Origin of the sequence: Streptomyces caelestis (genome assembly GCF_001279005.1) — a bacterium.
Taxonomy (GTDB): Bacteria; Actinomycetota; Actinomycetes; order Streptomycetales; family Streptomycetaceae; genus Streptomyces; species Streptomyces heliomycini.
In genome coordinates, this window is the sequence record NZ_LGCN01000074.1 from 61,892 (window position 1) to 78,245 (window position 16,354).

15 protein-coding genes and 1 pseudogene are annotated in these 16,354 nt (G+C 73.7%); 10 read left to right on the forward strand and 6 right to left on the reverse strand.

Translation table 11 applies throughout. The features are described 5' to 3' along the window. Nucleotide 1: 1 nt before the first annotated feature. Nucleotides 2-1,201: an oxygenase MpaB family protein gene (locus ADK41_RS07150; RefSeq protein ID WP_030826913.1), complete on the reverse strand. Its 1,200-nt coding sequence runs from the start codon at nucleotides 1,199-1,201 to the stop codon at nucleotides 2-4. Between the two features lie 357 nt (nucleotides 1,202-1,558). Between ADK41_RS07150 and ADK41_RS42890 the strand changes: the two genes are divergently transcribed. Then, nucleotides 1,559-1,897, forward strand: coding sequence for a hypothetical protein (locus tag ADK41_RS42890; RefSeq protein WP_245174622.1), 339 nt, complete (start codon nucleotides 1,559-1,561; stop codon nucleotides 1,895-1,897). 508 nt (nucleotides 1,898-2,405) lie between these two features. On the opposite strand, the gene ADK41_RS07160 is transcribed toward ADK41_RS42890, so the two are convergent. Next, on the reverse strand, nucleotides 2,406-3,599 hold the full coding sequence (locus ADK41_RS07160) for a PP2C family protein-serine/threonine phosphatase (protein WP_037804289.1): 1,194 nt from the start codon (nucleotides 3,597-3,599) through the stop codon (nucleotides 2,406-2,408). Between the two features lie 565 nt (nucleotides 3,600-4,164). On the opposite strand from ADK41_RS07160, the gene ADK41_RS07170 reads away from it, so the two are divergent. From ADK41_RS07170 to ADK41_RS07180, 3 genes are all read left to right on the forward strand, one after another. Continuing rightward, nucleotides 4,165-4,779 (forward strand): ABC transporter ATP-binding protein, encoded by a 615-nt coding sequence (locus ADK41_RS07170; RefSeq protein ID WP_030826922.1) that lies wholly within the window; start codon nucleotides 4,165-4,167, stop codon nucleotides 4,777-4,779. Then, on the forward strand, nucleotides 4,776-5,549 hold the full coding sequence (locus ADK41_RS07175; protein ID WP_030826924.1) for a hypothetical protein: 774 nt from the start codon (nucleotides 4,776-4,778) through the stop codon (nucleotides 5,547-5,549). The genes ADK41_RS07170 and ADK41_RS07175 overlap by 4 nt, the downstream gene beginning before the upstream one ends. Before the next feature lie 181 nt (nucleotides 5,550-5,730). Then, on the forward strand, nucleotides 5,731-6,354 hold the full coding sequence (locus ADK41_RS07180) for a hypothetical protein (RefSeq protein ID WP_234318790.1): 624 nt from the start codon (nucleotides 5,731-5,733) through the stop codon (nucleotides 6,352-6,354). 172 nt (nucleotides 6,355-6,526) lie between these two features. On the opposite strand, the gene ADK41_RS07185 is transcribed toward ADK41_RS07180, so the two are convergent. Genes ADK41_RS07185 through rpmG form a run of 3 tightly spaced genes read right to left on the reverse strand, consistent with a single transcriptional unit; the run spans nucleotide 6,527 to nucleotide 7,161 of the window. Further along, nucleotides 6,527-6,649 carry a ribosomal protein bL36 gene (locus ADK41_RS07185; RefSeq protein ID WP_030826929.1) on the reverse strand — a complete coding sequence of 41 codons (123 nt, stop codon included), beginning with the start codon at nucleotides 6,647-6,649 and terminating at the stop codon, nucleotides 6,527-6,529. A 39-nt stretch (nucleotides 6,650-6,688) separates the two neighbouring features. Next, entirely contained in the window at nucleotides 6,689-6,946 is a 258-nt protein-coding gene (locus ADK41_RS07190) for a type B 50S ribosomal protein L31 (protein WP_030826931.1), read from the reverse strand. 50 nt (nucleotides 6,947-6,996) lie between these two features. Then, nucleotides 6,997-7,161: a 50S ribosomal protein L33 gene (gene rpmG, locus ADK41_RS07195; protein ID WP_030826934.1), complete on the reverse strand. Its 165-nt coding sequence runs from the start codon at nucleotides 7,159-7,161 to the stop codon at nucleotides 6,997-6,999. Between the two features lie 526 nt (nucleotides 7,162-7,687). On the opposite strand from rpmG, the gene ADK41_RS07200 reads away from it, so the two are divergent. After that, nucleotides 7,688-9,208 (forward strand): cytochrome P450 family protein, encoded by a 1,521-nt coding sequence (locus ADK41_RS07200; protein WP_158717669.1) that lies wholly within the window; start codon nucleotides 7,688-7,690, stop codon nucleotides 9,206-9,208. Nucleotides 9,209-9,473: 265 nt separating this feature from the next. On the opposite strand, the pseudogene ADK41_RS43865 reads toward ADK41_RS07200, so the two are convergent. Continuing rightward, nucleotides 9,474-10,098 (reverse strand): annotated as a pseudogene (locus ADK41_RS43865) (alpha/beta fold hydrolase); the annotation flags it as partial. Between the two features lie 253 nt (nucleotides 10,099-10,351). Between ADK41_RS43865 and ADK41_RS07210 the strand changes: the two are divergent. The 5 genes from ADK41_RS07210 (at nucleotide 10,352) to ADK41_RS07230 (ending at nucleotide 16,332) form a co-directional block, all read left to right on the forward strand. Continuing rightward, nucleotides 10,352-12,691, forward strand: coding sequence for a sensor histidine kinase (locus ADK41_RS07210; RefSeq protein WP_030826942.1), 2,340 nt, complete (start codon nucleotides 10,352-10,354; stop codon nucleotides 12,689-12,691). Beyond that, complete coding sequence (locus ADK41_RS07215; protein WP_030826944.1) at nucleotides 12,688-13,371, forward strand: response regulator; 684 nt, start codon at nucleotides 12,688-12,690, stop codon at nucleotides 13,369-13,371. Before ADK41_RS07210 ends, ADK41_RS07215 begins: the two co-directional genes overlap by 4 nt. 51 nt (nucleotides 13,372-13,422) lie before the next feature. After that, the gene (locus ADK41_RS07220) at nucleotides 13,423-13,734 is read left to right on the forward strand and encodes an SCO4225 family membrane protein (protein WP_030826946.1); all 312 of its coding nucleotides are present in this window, start codon (nucleotides 13,423-13,425) and stop codon (nucleotides 13,732-13,734) included. Nucleotides 13,735-14,095: 361 nt separating this feature from the next. Next, nucleotides 14,096-14,587, forward strand: coding sequence for a hemerythrin domain-containing protein (locus ADK41_RS07225; protein WP_030826948.1), 492 nt, complete (start codon nucleotides 14,096-14,098; stop codon nucleotides 14,585-14,587). Between the two features lie 524 nt (nucleotides 14,588-15,111). Beyond that, on the forward strand, nucleotides 15,112-16,332 hold the full coding sequence (locus ADK41_RS07230) for a sigma-70 family RNA polymerase sigma factor (RefSeq protein WP_051843175.1): 1,221 nt from the start codon (nucleotides 15,112-15,114) through the stop codon (nucleotides 16,330-16,332). The last annotated feature ends 22 nt before the right edge of the window (nucleotides 16,333-16,354 follow it).

A 16,354-nucleotide genomic window follows, 5' to 3' on the forward strand; every position in this document is an offset into this window, starting at 1 on the left:
CTCAGCCCGGCCTGTTGCCGGTGGGTATCGTGATGGGGGTGGTGGTCCCGGAGGAGCCTTTGTTGAGGAACAGCATGGCCAGGGCGCGCACGAACTGGTCGAACATGTAGAAGGCGCCGGGCATGACGGGCGACAGCCCCTCACGGAACAGGATGAACGCCGGCCATGCGGTGCGCACCAGGGCCGCCGACGCGTAGTCGCGTTTCAACCCCAGCCAGTCGCCGACCTCGTCGCTGAGGACGTAGCGCACGAACTCGTTCAGGAACCCGCGCGTGACGCCGAGGTCGATCTGCGCGGTCAGGCCGAGCAGTTCCTCGGCCAGTGCGATGCCCTCGGTCGACGGGGTGAGGACCGGGGTGAGCACCCGCGCCGACTGCCTCTCGGCCTCCGCCCAGGTCTTGGGGATGTGCTCGTACGGCACGCCGAGCAGGTGGACGGCGACCTGCCACGAGTGCAGGAACGCCTCTTGGTCCGCGGCCGGGAACGGGACCTTCCAGTCGAGCAGCTTGCGGTACACGTAGGTGCCCAGGCTGTGGAAGGTGACCAGGATGTCGGCGGCGCTGATCGGGATCGTCTCGTCGGCGACCGCCCGCCAGTGCGGCGACTGCGGCAGCAGGTGACGCACCGCGGCGTGCACCACACGCGTCTTGTTGGCGGTGACGACGAACTGTCCCGTCGGCTTGAAGGCTCCCAGCTCGGACAGGTCGTAGCCGAACGTGAACGTCTTGGCCGCGCGGTCCTGCATGTCGGCGCCGCCCGCGGACCAGTAGACGCTCTTGGCCTCGCGCGGGATCACGGTGCTCATGATGCCGCTGCCGAGGCCGTACAGCATGAAGAGGTACGTGTCCTTGCGCCGGTTGAAGTCGCCGGCACGGGCCAGCTTCACGGGGTCGGCCCAGGAGGGCAGCCGGTTGGCCTGCCGCAGGTACGCGGCGAATGCGGCCGGCAGGCCGCTGGGCAGCGGGTCGTCGTTGTTCACCCACGACGCCCATGCCGCGTTGATGGCCGGCACGTGCCCGTCGTCGATCATCGAAGCCATCAGGGGGTCGGCCGCGTCGTCCCAGATCCACTCCGGACCGGTCCCCACGGCGGCCCCCGTCGCCGGTCCCCCCGACGCCCACGCCCGGGCGGGGTTCGCCACGCCCACGAGGCCGAGTGCGACACCGAGTGACAAAGCCTTTCGCCTGCTGAGGTTCTCCATTGACTTACCTGCTTCCCTGAGGGGCCAGATGGTTCCAGATGCCTTCGCAGACCTGCCGGTTGTTCGACCAAGACGCGGTGAGAAGCGTCGCGCGGATGTGATTTTCGATTAACATAGCGAGGTACGTCGCCGTCGGCAATGGTGGTGACCGAGGCCCTTCACCCCTCTCGCCCCGTCCCTCTCCGGCGCGACGTCCGGCGGCGCCTCCCCCGGCACGCCGCGGGTGGGCGTCGACGCGAAGGCTCCCGTCGGCTCCCCGTCCAGCGGGTCGCGGCGGTGGACGTGAGCGTGCCGGCCAAAACCGCGCCGGGTTCGTGCACCGCGCGGATCACGGCGACCGCGAAGGGGGTGAAGAGCGTGGAACGGGTCACGACCATCGAGGTGCGCGCCGCGGCCCGCTGCGCGGCGGAGGCCGGTGAGCAGCGTGCCGTGGACCTCGGCGAGGAGGTGAACCACGACGGGACCGCGACCGTCGCGGCCTCCGGCGAGGGCGACTTCGACGGAGCGGGGCGGAGCCACGACGGTGACCCGCTGCCCGCGGCGGGCCCGGTCGCGTGGGACGGCGTGACCTGCGACGCCCCCGATCCGCCCGGGACGGCCGGGAACCTCGTCGAGGCCCGCGGTCGGGCCGTGCTGCCCCGGCCGGGTCGTACGGCGCGCTGCGCCTGGTCGCCGCGGCCCACCACGGCCCGGTGACGACCGTGCTCACCGTCCGCTGCACCGACGGGACCACCGCCGAAGCGCCGGTCCCGTGGGCGACCGGGCGGGAGCGGCTCCGTGGTGCTGGAGACGCCGCACCGGATCAGGCGCGGGCAGGGCGTGGCCGGCCCGCCGGTGCGTCTGTCCGGTTCCTCGGCGGACCCCCGACGCCTCAAGGACGGTGCGTTCCCTCACCCTCCGGGACGATCCCCGGGTGCGGGTCCACGCGCTCACCCTCCGGTGGGACTCCATATGTGCGTACCGCCCCGAACGCCGATGACGGCGCCGGGGCGGTACGGAACGCGTCGGTCCCACGGCCTGTGCGCGAGGTCCGGACCGGACCGGTCCGCGTGGTGGCGGTCGCGCGGCTCGGCGCCCCGCGCCCGCGGGTCGGGTCGCTCCGCGGTGCGCCGGGGCGGGACGTGCCCGGCGCCGGACGCGTCCTGTCCGGCCCGCTCCCGCACCGGACACCCGGCGTCGGGTCCCGTACGGCGGACGCTGCGGCTCATCGCTGCGCGCCCTGTCCGGTCCCGTCCGGTCCGCGGCGTTCGCCGTGCCAGTCCAGTATCAGGATCGTGGCGTCGTCCCTGAGACTGCCGTGGCAGGCCTCGAGCACCGCGCCGGTCAGGCTCCGTACGGCTTCTCTCGGATGCAGCGCACCGGTGTCGCGGACGAGCGCGGCCAGGTCGACGGCCGCGGCGCCGCGCTCCTGCATTCCGTCGGTGAGCAGGATCAGGCGGTCGCCGGGCCGCAGTTGCAGCTCCTGCAGACGGTAGGGGGTCGGCGCCACCACGCCGAACGGCAGGTTGACGGCGAGTTCGACCTCCTCGACGGCGCCGTCGCGCAGCCGCAGCGGCCGGGGGTGGCCGGCGTTGACCAGTTCGCACAGACCCGTTTCGAGGTCGACGCACAGCAGCTGTCCGGTGGCCAGGCCGCGGCTGTGGCTCAGCAGGGCCCGGTGGGCGTGCTCGGCCTGTCTGAGGGCGTCACAGCCGCTGCGGCGTGCCCGTCGCAGCGCGCCGACCAGCAAGGTGGCCAGCAGGGCCGAGGCCGTGTCGTGACCCATGGCGTCGGTGACGGACAGGTGCAGGGTGTCGCGGTCGAGGGTGTAGTCGTAGGTGTCGCCGCCGATGTCGTCGGCCGGGACCAGCCCGGCGGCGAGGGTGAACTGGTCCGCCTCGCAGCAGGGGGCCGAGGGGAGCAGCTGGTGCTGGATCTCCGCGGCCAGGCTGGTCTCGGTGGTGCGCCGGCCCAGGTGGTAGAGGTCGGTGAAGCGGCGGTCCGTGACGATGATGTAGGCCAGCGCGTGGGCCGCGTCGCGGACCTGCCGGAGCACGGTGTCGTCGGCGGACTGCAGGGTCGCCTCCAGCACGCCGATGCAGTCGCCGCGGTTGGTGACCGGCGTGATGACGCGCAGTCCGCCCTGGCAGTCCGGTTCCACGTGCTGGCGCTGGCTCCTCAGTACGCGGTCGTAGACGCTGCCCTGCAGGTCGATCGGCCCGTCGGGGTCCGCGGCGTCATCGCCGGCCGTGGTGAGCCGTACCAGCCGCTGACCGACGAGGTCGACGAACAGGAAGGACACACGCTCCGCACCGAACCGCTTCTGCAGATCGTGCGCCACCACGTCGACGGACTCACCGGGCGGCGCCGCCTCCGCAGCGGCCAGCAGCTCGCCCAGTTCCACGTCTCCACCCTTCACGGCAACCTCCTGTCGGCTGCCGAATCTTTTTCCCCGAGTTTCCGCGACCTCACCCGGAGCACCCGTCCTGGCTGGCCGGGGCGGTGAGCCGGGCCGCTGCCGAAAGAGCCCCGTTCCGCCGGGCGGCGTCCGCGGGCGGGCGGACGGCCCGTGCGCCGGCACGGGGTGAACGGGACCGCCGTCCTGGATCCCTCCCCGTGCCGGCGCACGCCCCGGTCCGGCAGCGCGCGCCGGAAGCGTCCGTGACGTGTCCCGACGGGCCCGTGCGTCGTTGGCCGGTCGGAACCCGTGCACCCCACCGCTCTCGAGGAGCCCCCGTGGCCAGTTCGAGCCCGCCGTCCGTCGACCGGGACGAGGGCGCGCCGCCCCTCCGGCGTCCGTCCGCCGAACGCGCGTACGCCCGAGCCGCCGGCCCCGACGGGGCCTTGCCGCGGTGGGCCGGCGGGAGCGCCCTCCACGGCGGCGCCCCCTCCCCGCGCCAAGGATCCGGTCACCGCCGGGACCCGCGGGACCGGCGGTGCGCGGGCTCGGCCGTCCGGGTCCGGGCGTGAGGAGCCGGGCGGCGGTGGTGCTGCGCGTCACGGCGGTCCGCAAGGCCTTCGGGTCCCGGCAGGTCCTGCGCGGGGTCGGCTTCGAGGCGCGGGCGGGACAGCTGGTGGGCATCGTCGGGGAGAACGGCGCCGGGAAGACCACGCTGCTGCGCGTCCTCAGCGGAGACCTGCGCCCCGACGACGGACGTGTGGAGCTGGCGGGCACCTGGGGCTACTGTCCGCAGCACCCGGTCCTGGACGAGGAACTGACCGTGCGCCAGCACCTGCGTCTCTTCCAGGTCGCCTACCGTCTCCCGGACCTCGGCCGCGCGCTCCGGCTGATCGACGCGCTCTCCGCGACCGGCTATCTGGACACGCCGGCGAAGGTCCTCAGCGGCGGCACCCTGCAGAAGCTGAACCTGGTCCTGGCCCTGATGCACGACCCGGAGGTCGTGCTGCTGGACGAGCCGTACCAGGGCTTCGACTGGGAAACCTACCTGCGGTTCTGGGACCTCGCCCAGGAGCTGAAGGGCCGCGGCCGCACCGTGATCATCGTCTCCCACCTCGCCCACGACACCGGGCGCCTGGACGTCCTGCACCATCTGCGCGACGGCCTCCTCGACCCCTCCCCCCCGGCGGACCCCGCATGAGCGCCTACCTGGTCGCCAGCCGTTACGCCCTGCTGGCCATGGCGAAGAACCGGCTGGCCGCCGTGCTCCTGATCGCCTTCATCCCGATGTGGATCACCGTGGCGAAGACCCTCACCACACCGAAGACGTTCCCCTTCCGGCTGCGCGCCACCGGAACCTGGCTGCGCGCCGGCGGGGACGAGATCACGATGATCAGCGGCTCCCTGAACGCGGTGTCCCTCCTCGTGGGATTCCTGATGTTCAGCGCCGCACGCCGCACCAGGGCCTTCGACCGTCGCCTCACCGCGTCCGGCTATCCCCGGGCCGCCCTCATCGGCGCCAAGCTCACCACGCTCCTGGTCGCGTCCGTCCTGGTCAGCGCCTACGCCACGGCCTGGATGCTGCTGTTCTGGACCCCTCTCCAGCCCTTCCTCCTCGGCATCGCGGTCCTGGCGATCTGCCTGGTCTACGGCGCCATGGGCATGTGCCTGGCCCTCTTCCTGCGCGGCGAGGTCGAAGGACTGGTCACGATCATCATGACCAGCATCATCGACCTCGCGCCGCAGAATCCCGTCGCCAGCACCGCCGCCGACAGAGCCCTGGTCGAACTGCTTCCCGGTTACGGCTCCCTGCAGACCAGCCTCGCCGCGGGCTTCACCCGGAACGCCACCGTGAGCCCCCTGATCCACAGCGCGCTCTGGCTGACCGCCATGATGACCACCGCGCTCGCCGCCTTCGCCCTCCGTACCCGCAACCACCGCACGCCGCGCCGGCGCCGGGCCCCGTCGTAGTCGTACGGCCGCGATCGGTCCGGGTCGCCGAGCATCGGTCCGGGTCGCCGAGCATCGTGCCGTGCGGCGGGTCCTCGTGCCCGGGGCGGGAACCATCCGGCCGGGGCGGCTCGTCACTGATCATTGCCGCCGCCCGAAGCGGTGGGAAACATCCTGGACGAAGCGACAGCGGGGGGACGTAATGAAGTGTGGGTCCGCGGCGAGAACGGGCCTGACGGCCATGGCGGTGCTGGCGATCCTGACGGTCGGCGGCTGTCGGGAGGACGACGCGGGGCTTCCCGCCGCCTCCCCGAGCGGAGAGGTCTCCGCGCCCGCGTCACCGACGCCTTCGGCGGAGCGAAGCGGTCCGCGGGCCCTGGTGGACGCTCCCGGGGCGGGTGGCCTGGAGAAGCTGACCGGGGACGGAGCCCTGGCGGACGTCCCCGTCGACCCCGGCGAGATGCGGGACGGCATGACGCTGGTCACCGGCGCCTACGGAAAGCCGGACGGGCAGGGCGCGCCGGTGCTGTTCGAAGGCGTCGATCATGTACCCGAGGACACCAACGAGCGTCGTGAGCACCTGTTCCGGGGCATGCTCGAGTACATCCGGTGGGACCCGGAGCTGGGGCACCCCGACGCCCAGCCGGTGGAACCGGGGCCGCTCGGCGGCTCGGTGGAGTGCCTGCTCGCCTCGCTGAGCGAGGACGGCAACGTCATCTGCGGCTGGGCCGACGAGGGCACGGCGGCCGTCGCGCTCTTCGAGGACAGCACGCTCGCCGATGCGGGGAAGCTCTTCGTCGGGATGCGCGCGGACCTGGAGCGCTGACCGGCCGGCGAGCGAGGACGACGTCGCGGACCGGGGCGGGGAAGGGGGCGCCGCACGGTGGTCGGGGCGCGGACACGACGCCTCTGCGTCCCGGCCGGGCGACGGTTCGCGGGACGCCACGGCCCGGTACCACGAGCGCGGTACCGGGCCGTCCGGCTGCTGAGGTCGCTCGTCAGCCCTGGCGGGCCTTGAAACGCGGATCCTTCTCGTTGATCACGAACGTCGCGCCCCGTCGGCGCACCACCTGGGCGCCGGGCCTGAGCTTCGGCGAACGCAGGGACGTGCGTACCTTCATCACGATCTCCTTCCGCGGAACCGGACGGGGATGCCGCTGTCAGCGGCGAGCCGCAGCGGTGCCGTGGCGCCGCTCGAAGCGTTCCACCCGGCCCGCGCTGTCGACGAGCCGCGAGGCGCCGGTGAGGAACGGGTGGCCGGCCGACGAGATCTCGACGTCGACGACCGGGTAGGTGGCGCCGTCCTCCCACTCCACCGTGTGCCGTGACTCGATGGTGGAGCGGGTGAGCGGCTGGAAGCCGGACGCGCGGTCGCGGAAGACGGCCGGGCGGGAGACGGGGCGGATGCCGTGCCTCACGGGATGTCCTTCCTCGGGCGCCTCCGCCGCCGGAGCGGCGGAGGCGGGTCTCATCGTTCCTCGCGGAAGAGGACGTGTGCGCCGACGACCGCGTCGTACTTCCGCAGGACCAGCCGGTCGGGGTCGTTCAGACGGTTCTTGCGGGTCACGTAGGTGACCCCCGTACCGGCTGTCGACTTCAGCCTGACGACCGGCCTCGCGGTGCTGCGTGTCATGAGGTGCTCCTTCCGCCGTCACCCGAGCAAATTGATTCGGGCATGTCATACAGGAGGTGCAACGGCATCGGCGGGCGCCGTATTCCGGCGGTCCCGCCCTCCGCGGAATCAGGGCCACCACTCGTCCCCGAGCAGCGCGCCACCGCGGACTCGCCCCCGGCGTGCCCGTGGACCGGAAGTCTCACGGGCCGCGTGGTGCGGGCGGAGGACGGTCCCGCGGATCGACCGCCATCGGGCACAGACACCAGTACCCCGTTCGGAACGTTGCCTGAGCCGGCCGGTTTCGTTGTTCCAGACATGGTGGAGACAGACGGGGCCGGCGTACGGGCCAGGGAGCCGGCGTACGCGCGGGCTGACGGCTCCGGCCGGGCGCCTCGGCGTTCCGGAAGGCGTTCCGATCACGGACGACGGCGGCCGACGGACGAGAACCGGTGGGACGCCGGCTCTCGGGCCGGCCGGCGCCGACCACGATCCGGTGCTCGGCCCTTCCCCCGACGCGTATGTGCTTCACCACCGCACACACCTCGTGTCCGGCGCCGACGCCCGCTCGCGGACCGGCCGCGGAAGCGCTGCCCTCGGATGGCCCCGCCTCCCCGGACGAGCCCTCCCCGCCCTGGGCCACCATCTCGTCGCGCGGGCACCGACCGCCCTCCCCTTCGCCTTCGCCTTCGCCTTCGCCTTCGCCTTCGCCTTCGCCTTCGCCTTCGCCGAGACGGAACCGGCACAGGCCGGGCCCACCACAACCACCCACCTTCGGAGGTCCCGCATGGAACTCGTCGAGCCCCGGCTCACCGGCCACGTCCCCGCCCCCCACGAGCTGGAACTCGCCCGGCCCCTCTACCGGATCGATCCCCTCGGGGGCGACTTCCCCGGCGAGGGGCGCGCCCTCCAGGCACTCGGCCCGATCGTCCCGGTGGAGCTCCCTGATCCGGTGGCGGCGTGGGCGGTGACCCGGCGCTCCGAGGCCGACCGGCTCCTCACCCACCCGGACATGCGCAAGTCACCCAGGTACTGGCGGGCGTACCAGGACGGCCTGGTACCGAAGGACTGGCCGATGCTGAAGATCCTCACCGCCGAGACCATGCTCGTCCGGGACGGTGAGGACCACACGCGCCTGCGCCAGCCGATGCAGCGTGCCTTCACCGCTCGCCGGGTCGAGGCCCTGCGCGGGCGCGTCGAGGACATCACCCGCGAACTCCTCGACGCCCTCGCCGCCACTTCCCCCGGCGAACAGATCGACTTGCGGGCCACGTTCGCGTTCCAGCTGCCGGTGCGCGTGATCTGTGAGCTGTTCGGGGTCGACGACGACGACATGCGCCGGCAGCTGGCCGTCGACACCCGCCTCCTGATCAGCAGTACGGCGCCGCCCGGCGAACGCCTCGGAGCCCAGGCCGGCATCTTCAGCACCATGGCCCGCTTGATCGCCTCCAAGCGGGCGGTGCCCGGGGACGACCTCACCACCGCCCTCATCGGCGAGTTCGACGGCGGCCGGCTCAGCGAGGAAGAGCTGGCGGGAACCCTGTTCCTGATGCTGATCGCGGGCCACGAGACGACCCAGAACCTGATCACCAACGCGATCCGGCGCCTGCTGCAGCACCCCGACCAGCTCAGCCTCCTCCTGGCCCCCGACCTCGACGAGGACCCCTGGCCGGGAGTGGTGGAGGAATCCCTGCGGTACGACGCTCCCGCCGCCACCACGATGTTCCTCTACGCGGCACGTGACGTGACGGTCGCGGGGGTCACCGTCCGGGCGGGTGAGCCCGTCATGATCCACACCGCCGCGATCGGCCGCGACGACGAAACCTTCACTCACCCGCACGCCTTCGTCGCGGGCCGGGCCGACGCCCACCGGCACCGCGCCTTCGGCCACGGCGCGCACCATTGCCTGGGCGCCGCCCTGGCCCGTCTTGAGGCTCACATCGCGCTGCGCGCCCTGTTCGAACGGTTCACGATCACCCCGGGGGAACCGCTGGACCGCATCGGTGAGGTGGACTCCCTCTCCAGCAACGCCCCCGTGCGGCTGCTCGCCCGCGTTCAGGAGCGATGACCGATCACCGGCCGACTCCGCGGCACGGCAGACGTGTCAGGGCCGCAGGCCCCGCGCTCGCCACCTCGGCGAGCGGGCCCGTCGGCCGCCCCCGGTCCCGAGTGAGGTGGAGCGGCCGCCGGTCGTTCATGTCCTCGAACGCCCTGAGGGCGGCCCCGGCCGCTCGGTGGGGCCGCCCTCGGCGGCATGCGATTCCCGGTGGCCGTGCCTCCGCGGTGCTGCTGCGCCGCCTGCTGCCGAAGGGGTCGGACGGTCAGTGGACCTGCAGGGCGTACAGCGGGACGTCGAGGTTCTCGATGTCGGCGCGGAAGTCGGTGGTCCAGGTGGCCACGCGGGCCGGCGAGGCGTACCAGGAGGCGGCGGTGTTCCGGCTGTGGCGCAGGGCCTCCTCGCCGAGCGGGTGCCGAGGTTCTCGTCCAGGCTGCAGAAGTCCTGGCAGAAGGCGGTGAAGTAGGCGTAGCGGTCGGCGGTGACGGCCTGCTCGATGCCGGCGAAGACGCTGCCGCCGACGCCGGTGGGGTGGTCGTCGGTCTTGAGCGGGAAGGAGGCCAGGAAGGCGGCCTTGGCGATGCGTGCGGAGCCGTAGGTGCCCATGGAGAAGCCGACCAGGACGCGTCGTCGAGGTCGAGGGTCTCCAGGAGGGTGTTCAGGTAGGCGGCGAAGGTGTCGTAGTCGTAGCCGGTGGTGGGCCGGCAGGAGCGGCCGAAGCCGCGCCGGTCGTAGGTGACGACGCGGTGGCCGGCCCGCAGCAGGGCGGCCGCCTGCTTCTCCCAGGGGTGGCCCTCGAGCGGGTGGCCGTGGATCGGCACGACCGGCTGCCCGGTGCCGTGGTCCTCGTGGGAGAGCTCGATGCCGGTGGTGTTCTCCTGGCCGACGGTGATGAACGGCATGGTGAGCGCTGCCTTTCGGAGTGGGGCGTGGCGCGGGGAAGTCGGTCGGTGGCAGCGGACCGGGAGCCGGTGGCCGGTCGGCCGCTCCCCCGATGTGATCGAGCCTGTGGCCGGGAACAGGGGGTGATCCTCACGCCGCGGAAGGAGCATCGTGTGCGACCGCGGGCGCAGCGTCTGCACCCCAGGTAAGAGAACGGGGTCCGTCTCGAGCCCGAGGACGGCCACTCACCCGCGGCCATAATCTTGCTCCCTCATGAAGAGAACCGACGACCGGCTTCCGCCCCTCGTACTGCTCGGCGCCCAGGCCCTCGTGTGGCCGGGGGCGGACCTGGTCCGTGGGAACCTCCCGGCAGGGGTGGACCTTTTCGTGGCGGCCCTCGTCGCCGGGCTGGTGACGGCAGCGCTCTCCCTGCGCCGTTCGAAACCGGTGGCCACCCTCCTCCTGGTCGCCGCCGCCTGTGCGCTGGGCGCCGCTCCCCTGCCCACCGGGGCCACGGCCCTGCTGGGAACGGCGGGTGTGGCCCTGGCCCTGTTCACCGTGGCCGGCGAACGCGACACCTTCACCGCCCTGTTGTGCGTGACGACCCTCGCCGCCTGGCAGTCCCTGTACAACATCACCCTGCACGGGCTCAGCGACCGCAACGGACTCGACATCGTCCTGACGGCCCTGCTGTACGCCGCCGCGTGCGCCGCCGGGATGCTGGTACGGCGGAGCCGGCTCGTACGGCGGGCCGCCGAACAGCGCCTGAAGCGGGCCGAGCTGGAACGGCACCGACTCCCGGCAGCCGAACGGCAGCGGATGGAAAGGGAGTTGCACGATGTCAGCGCCCATCACCTGACGGCCGTGGTCGTCACGGCGGGTGCGGCACTCGGGCTGCGCGACCGTCGCCCCGAACTGGCCGACGAGGCCCTTCGGTTCGCCGCCGAGACGGGCCGTGAGGTCACCCGGGCGCTCGGTGCGGTGAGGGCGCCGGCGCCCTCACGGGACCGGCAACCGTCACCGCGGGAGCGGCTGCTGGATCTGGTCGCCGGGGTCTCCCGGCTGGGCCAGCACGTGGAGTGCGAGATCGACGCGCTGCCGGACGGCGTCGTCGGGGACGCGGTGTACGGCATCGTGCGCGAGGCGCTGACCAACGTGGCGCGGCACGCGCCCGGTGCGTTCACCACCGTGACGTGCCGGTACGGCGACGCCCGCACGGAGGTCGTCGTCACGAGCGCCGCGCCGCCGGCCGGTTCGCCGGCGTACGGCGCCGGCCTCGGCTCGGGGCGCGGCCAGGGCTTTCTGCGGTCGCGGGCCCGGGAAGCGGGCGGCACCCTGACCAGCGGCCCGACCGCGGAGGGCGGTTGGGAGGTGAGGGCGGTCCTGCCCGGCCGGGTCGCCGCCGCCTCGGTGCGGCAGTCGGTCCCGTGGCAGTACCGCCTGGCGCAGGTGACGGCCGCCGTCGGCCTCGTCGTCCAGCCGATGCTTCCCTTCCTGCTGGTACGGGCGGACTCCACGACGACCGGTCCGGGGGTGTCGGCGGGTGTGCTCTTCGCGCTGCTGGCCGCGGGGCAGGCGCTCGCGCTGCTGTGGCGGCGGCGGGCGCCCCGCACCGCCCAGGGCCTCGTGTTCGGCCTGGCTCCGCTCTGGCCGGTGGCGATGGCCGCGGGTGCGTACACCGGCTGGGTGCTCCTGCCGCCCTTGCTGAGCATGGCCGCCACCTGCGCCGTGATCGCCTCCGCCGCGGCCCGCACGGCCGCCGCCGGTCCGCCCCTCACCGGAGGCCGTCCGGGCCCGTCCGGGTGGACCGGCCCGGTCCTGGCCGTGCTGGTGCACGCGGCGGCCACGACCGCCGCCCTCCTGCACCGGGGCGTGTCCTTCCCCGCCTGGGCACTGGCGGCGGGCTCGACGGCGCAGGCGGCGCTGGTGGTCGGCGCGGCGTGGTGGGGCGGGACCCGGCGTGGGCGCCACCGCCGGGCCGCCCACGGTGCGCGGACGGAACACCTCGCGGCCTGGACCGAGGAAGCGGTGCGGGACGCGTGGGCCGAACGCCGTCGCATCGCCGCCGGGCTGGAGACCACCGTGCTGACGCGGACCGCCGACATGGTCGCGCTGGCCGAGGCGGGCCGGCTCGACGAGGTCGTCGGGCGTGCCCGCGAGGCCCTCGCCGCGATGCGCGCCCTGCTCGACACGGTCCGGGACTCCGAGGCCACGCCCGCGCTGCGTCCGCAGCCCACTCTGCAGGCCCTCGACCTCCTCGGCCGGCAACTCCGGGCCACCGGCCGCGACGTCGAGATACGATTGACCGCCCGCATACCGAGACGGCTGCCCACCGCCGTTGACCTGGCCGCCTACCATGCCTGCGAAACGGTACTCGCGGTCGGCGGCGAGGAGCCGATGGTGGTGGAACTCGACGCGGACGACTCCGCGTTGACGCTCACGGCGATCGGCGTTCCGGACCCCGTGCGTTCCGCCCTGTGCCGGCGGCTGTCGGCGCGGGCGGCAGTGGCCGGCGGAACGGTCACCGCCGGCCCGGCGGGTCCGGTCCTCGTCCTGCTGCCGCTGACCGCGGCGCCGTCCGCGCAGCAGGACGACGAGGAGGGACAACGATGAGTCTCAGGGTGCTGGTCGTCGACGACCAGGGCATCGTACGGGCGGGGTTCGCCGCCGTGATCGACGCAGAGGAGGACATGACGGTCGTCGGCGAGGCCGCCGACGGCGCCGAGGCGGTACGCCTGGCCGGGGAACTGGCGCCCGACGTGGTCCTCATGGACGTCCGCATGCCGGAACTGGACGGCATCGCCGCCACCCGGATCATCACCGGACGTCCCGACGCGCCTCGTGTCCTGGTGCTGACCACCTTCGACCTCGACGCGTACGTGTTCGACGCGCTGCGCTCCGGCGCCTCCGGTTTCCTCCTCAAGGACGTGCACCCGGGCGAACTGCTGAACGGCATCCGGGTGGTGGCCGCGGGCGAGAGCGTCCTGGCCCCGTCCGCCACCCGCCGGCTGATCGGCCACTACGCGTCCAGACCTGGCGCCGGGATTCCGGGCGGCAGCGCTCCCCGTGAGCTGGACAGCCTGACCGGCCGTGAGCGCGACGTCCTCGGCCTGATCGCCGCGGGGCTCACCAACACGGAGATCGCCGAGCACCTCGGCATCACCGTCGGCACGGTGAAGTCCCACGTCAACGCGCTGCTCCGCAAGCTCGAACTGCGCGACCGGGTCCAGGCGACGATCCTCGCCTACGACCTCGGCCTCGCCCGTCCGAACCCGCCCCACTCCCTCGCCTGACAGTCCCTCGGCCACCGGCCGCCGGCCACCACGTTCCAGGAGTCCACCACCATGCCCGGTCCGGGTCTCTCCGTCCTGCGCGGTGTGCGCCGCGCCCTCGGCACCACCGCCGCCCGCGTCTACCTGACGGCCTGTGTGCTGCTGCTCGGGTGGGCGCTGGTGGTCTCCTCCGAGGGGTCCATGGCGGTTGTCGTCCCGCTGTTCGCCACCCTCCCGGCCAGTCTCGTGCTGCTGCTGGTCCTGCCCGAAGGCGACATGACGTTCCTGCTCTCCCTCGTCCTCGGAGCACTGGTCAACGCCATGATCATCGGCTGGTGCGCCCGTGTGCTGCGTCGTGGGGGCAGCCCGGACACGGCGTCCTGACGGCGGGCGCCGTCCGGGGCGTCCGGCGTCCCCGGGGTGCGACGTGGCCTTCGGCGTGCGCCGACTCCCTCTGCACGACGCGCAGGTGAGCGGCTCCGCGACGCGCACGCCCGGGCACGCCGGCCTCCTCGTGGACCCGGCTCGTGGCGCGGCCCCGGCCTCCCCGCCCGGATCCAGGAGGCCACCGGCATCACCGTACGGACCGTGCGGCGTCGCGACGGCGGCTTCCGCTCGACGTGGCTCAGGGCCGGGACGGGCCGGATGGCGCCGGTGACCGGCACGAAGTCGGGGGCACTCAAGTCGGCGGGAGCGGGCAAGCGGTAGTGGCACCACTTCCCCCATATGAAGGAGTACGCGTCCCATGGCCGAGACACAGGACGTCGTCGAGCTCATCCTCCAGGACCACCGGCGCATGGAGGACCTCTTTCGTGAGATGCGCAGCGTCGAGGCGGACCGGGCGACCGCCCTGCAGGAGTTCGCCGACCTGCTGATCGCACACGCGCTGGCCGAGGAGAGCAAGGTCTACCCCGCCCTCAAGCGGTACAAGAACATCGACGACGAAGAGGTCGAACACGGCGAGCACGAGCACGACGAGGGCAACCAGGCCCTCCTGGAGCTCCTCGAGGTCCAGGACGTCGGCTCCGAGGAGTGGGACGCGAAGCTGGAGGCACTCGTGGAGGCCGTCACCCACCACGCCGACGAGGAGGAGCGGACCATCCTGAACCAGGCGCGGGAGAACGTGGCGATGCGGCGGCGGGAGGAGCTCGGCGCGGCGTTCCTGGAGGAGCGTGAACGCCGGCTGAAGGCCGGATGCGGTTCCGTGGACAACGTGCGCCGGCTCGTCGGGGACTGATCCCGCAGGAGGCGCCCCCTGTGCGCCGACGGACCGCACGTCGTCACCGTCTTCCACGGGACCGTGCGCATGGCCGCGTCATCGGCCTCCGGTCCCGTCGTATGGCCGGGGTGCGCGCGTGGTCGGACTCGACGGAGCACGCCGGATCCGACCCGTCCGGCCGGGACCGGACCGGTGCCCGCACCCGGCGGCCCGCTGCGATCGGGCGCGCGGCGGGCGCTCCACCGGGGTGGCCGCCCGTACCCGTCGGCGAGGTCCGCACGCCCTGTCCCCGCTCGTCGTCAGCGGTCACCCGCTGTACGGCCACACGCTCACGGCGCCCGTCCACGGGACAGGGACCGCGGTGCGGCGGTCGTGGGGCGGTCGGCGCGTCCGCCCCGCCGGAGCGACGGCGGGGTCGCCGCGCGGCCCGGTCCGGAGCGCAACCGGCCGGCGCCCGACGTCACCCGCGGGACGGACGGGGTTCCCGCACGCGGCTCAGGCCGGGTTTCAGGACCCTGCCGCGGGGTGACTCCGAGACTGGCGTGGACGCCACCGCCCGCGCGGGCGGACCCGGCAGCGTCACGCCGTACGTGTCCCACCAGGCCGACACCCCCCAGAGGCCCATGTCCACCTCAGTCGCCGACGTGATCCGGACGTGCGACGCAGCCGTACCGGAACCGTCCTCGGAACAACTCGACGCACTGCTGCGCGAGCTCTCGGAGCACCCGCCGGGACGGCGGCGGGCCGCCCTCCGGGACCACCTCATCCGCCTGCTGCTGCCGATGGCGCGGCGGGTCACGCGGCGCTTCGGGCGCCACGGGGAGGAGTTCGACGATCTCGTGCAGGTCGCGTCCCTGGGACTGATCAAGGCCGTCGACGGCTACGACCCGGCCCGGGGCCACGCCTTCCTGTCGTACGCGCTTCCCGAGGTCACCGGTGAGCTCCGGCGGCACCTTCGCGGCCGCACGGCCACCGTGCGGCTGCCCCGCCCCCTGCAGGAGGCGAGCGGTCCGGTCTTCCAGGCCGTCGAGGAGCTCGAACAGCGGTCCGGCGGCCACTCGCCCACCTCGGAGCAGATCGCCGAGCACACCGGGCACGGCCAGGAGGGGCCGCTCGCCCGTCTGGCCGGCGCGGAGGATCCGGCGCTCGGCCGGGTGGTCGACACCGTGTCCCTGGCCGCCCTGGTGAAGCGGCTTCCGGAGCGGGACCGCCGAGTGCTCTGCCTGCGCTTCTACCGGGAGCGCACCCAGCAGCAGATCGCGGATGCCGTCGGCGTCTCCCGGATGCAGGTCTCGCGCATCCCGCGCCGGTGCCTCGACCGGCTCCGCGAGGCGCTCCTGGCGGGCGAGCCGTGCGCGGGGACCGCCGAGGAGACGCGGGGCCCGGCCGCCGGCCGGGCGGCCCGGCCGGCGCGCGCCCCGTGCGGTCGCCGTGACACGAAGAAGCCGGTACATTCCGTGCGGTCCACCGGTCCGGCACGCCCCGCGCCCGGTCCCGCGGCCCCCGCACCGGCCGGCCCGGCTCCGCGCGTCACGGCCGGTGCGGGGCTCCGGCGCGGTGGCGGGCACCCGGTCCGGCGGCGATCCGCAGGAGCGCGGTGGCGGGCGTGCGCCGGGGCCGTGCCACGGCGCACGGGGGCGCGGCCGGCCGCCGCCCGACGCGCCGGGCGCCTCCGCCGGGCCGCGCGGTCCCCTCCCGTCCGCCGCGCGCACGAGGAGGGAGCACCTTCCCCGCCCGGGTTTGTCCCGCCTGGCGACGGGTGACACAGGTGCGTGTACGCAAGCC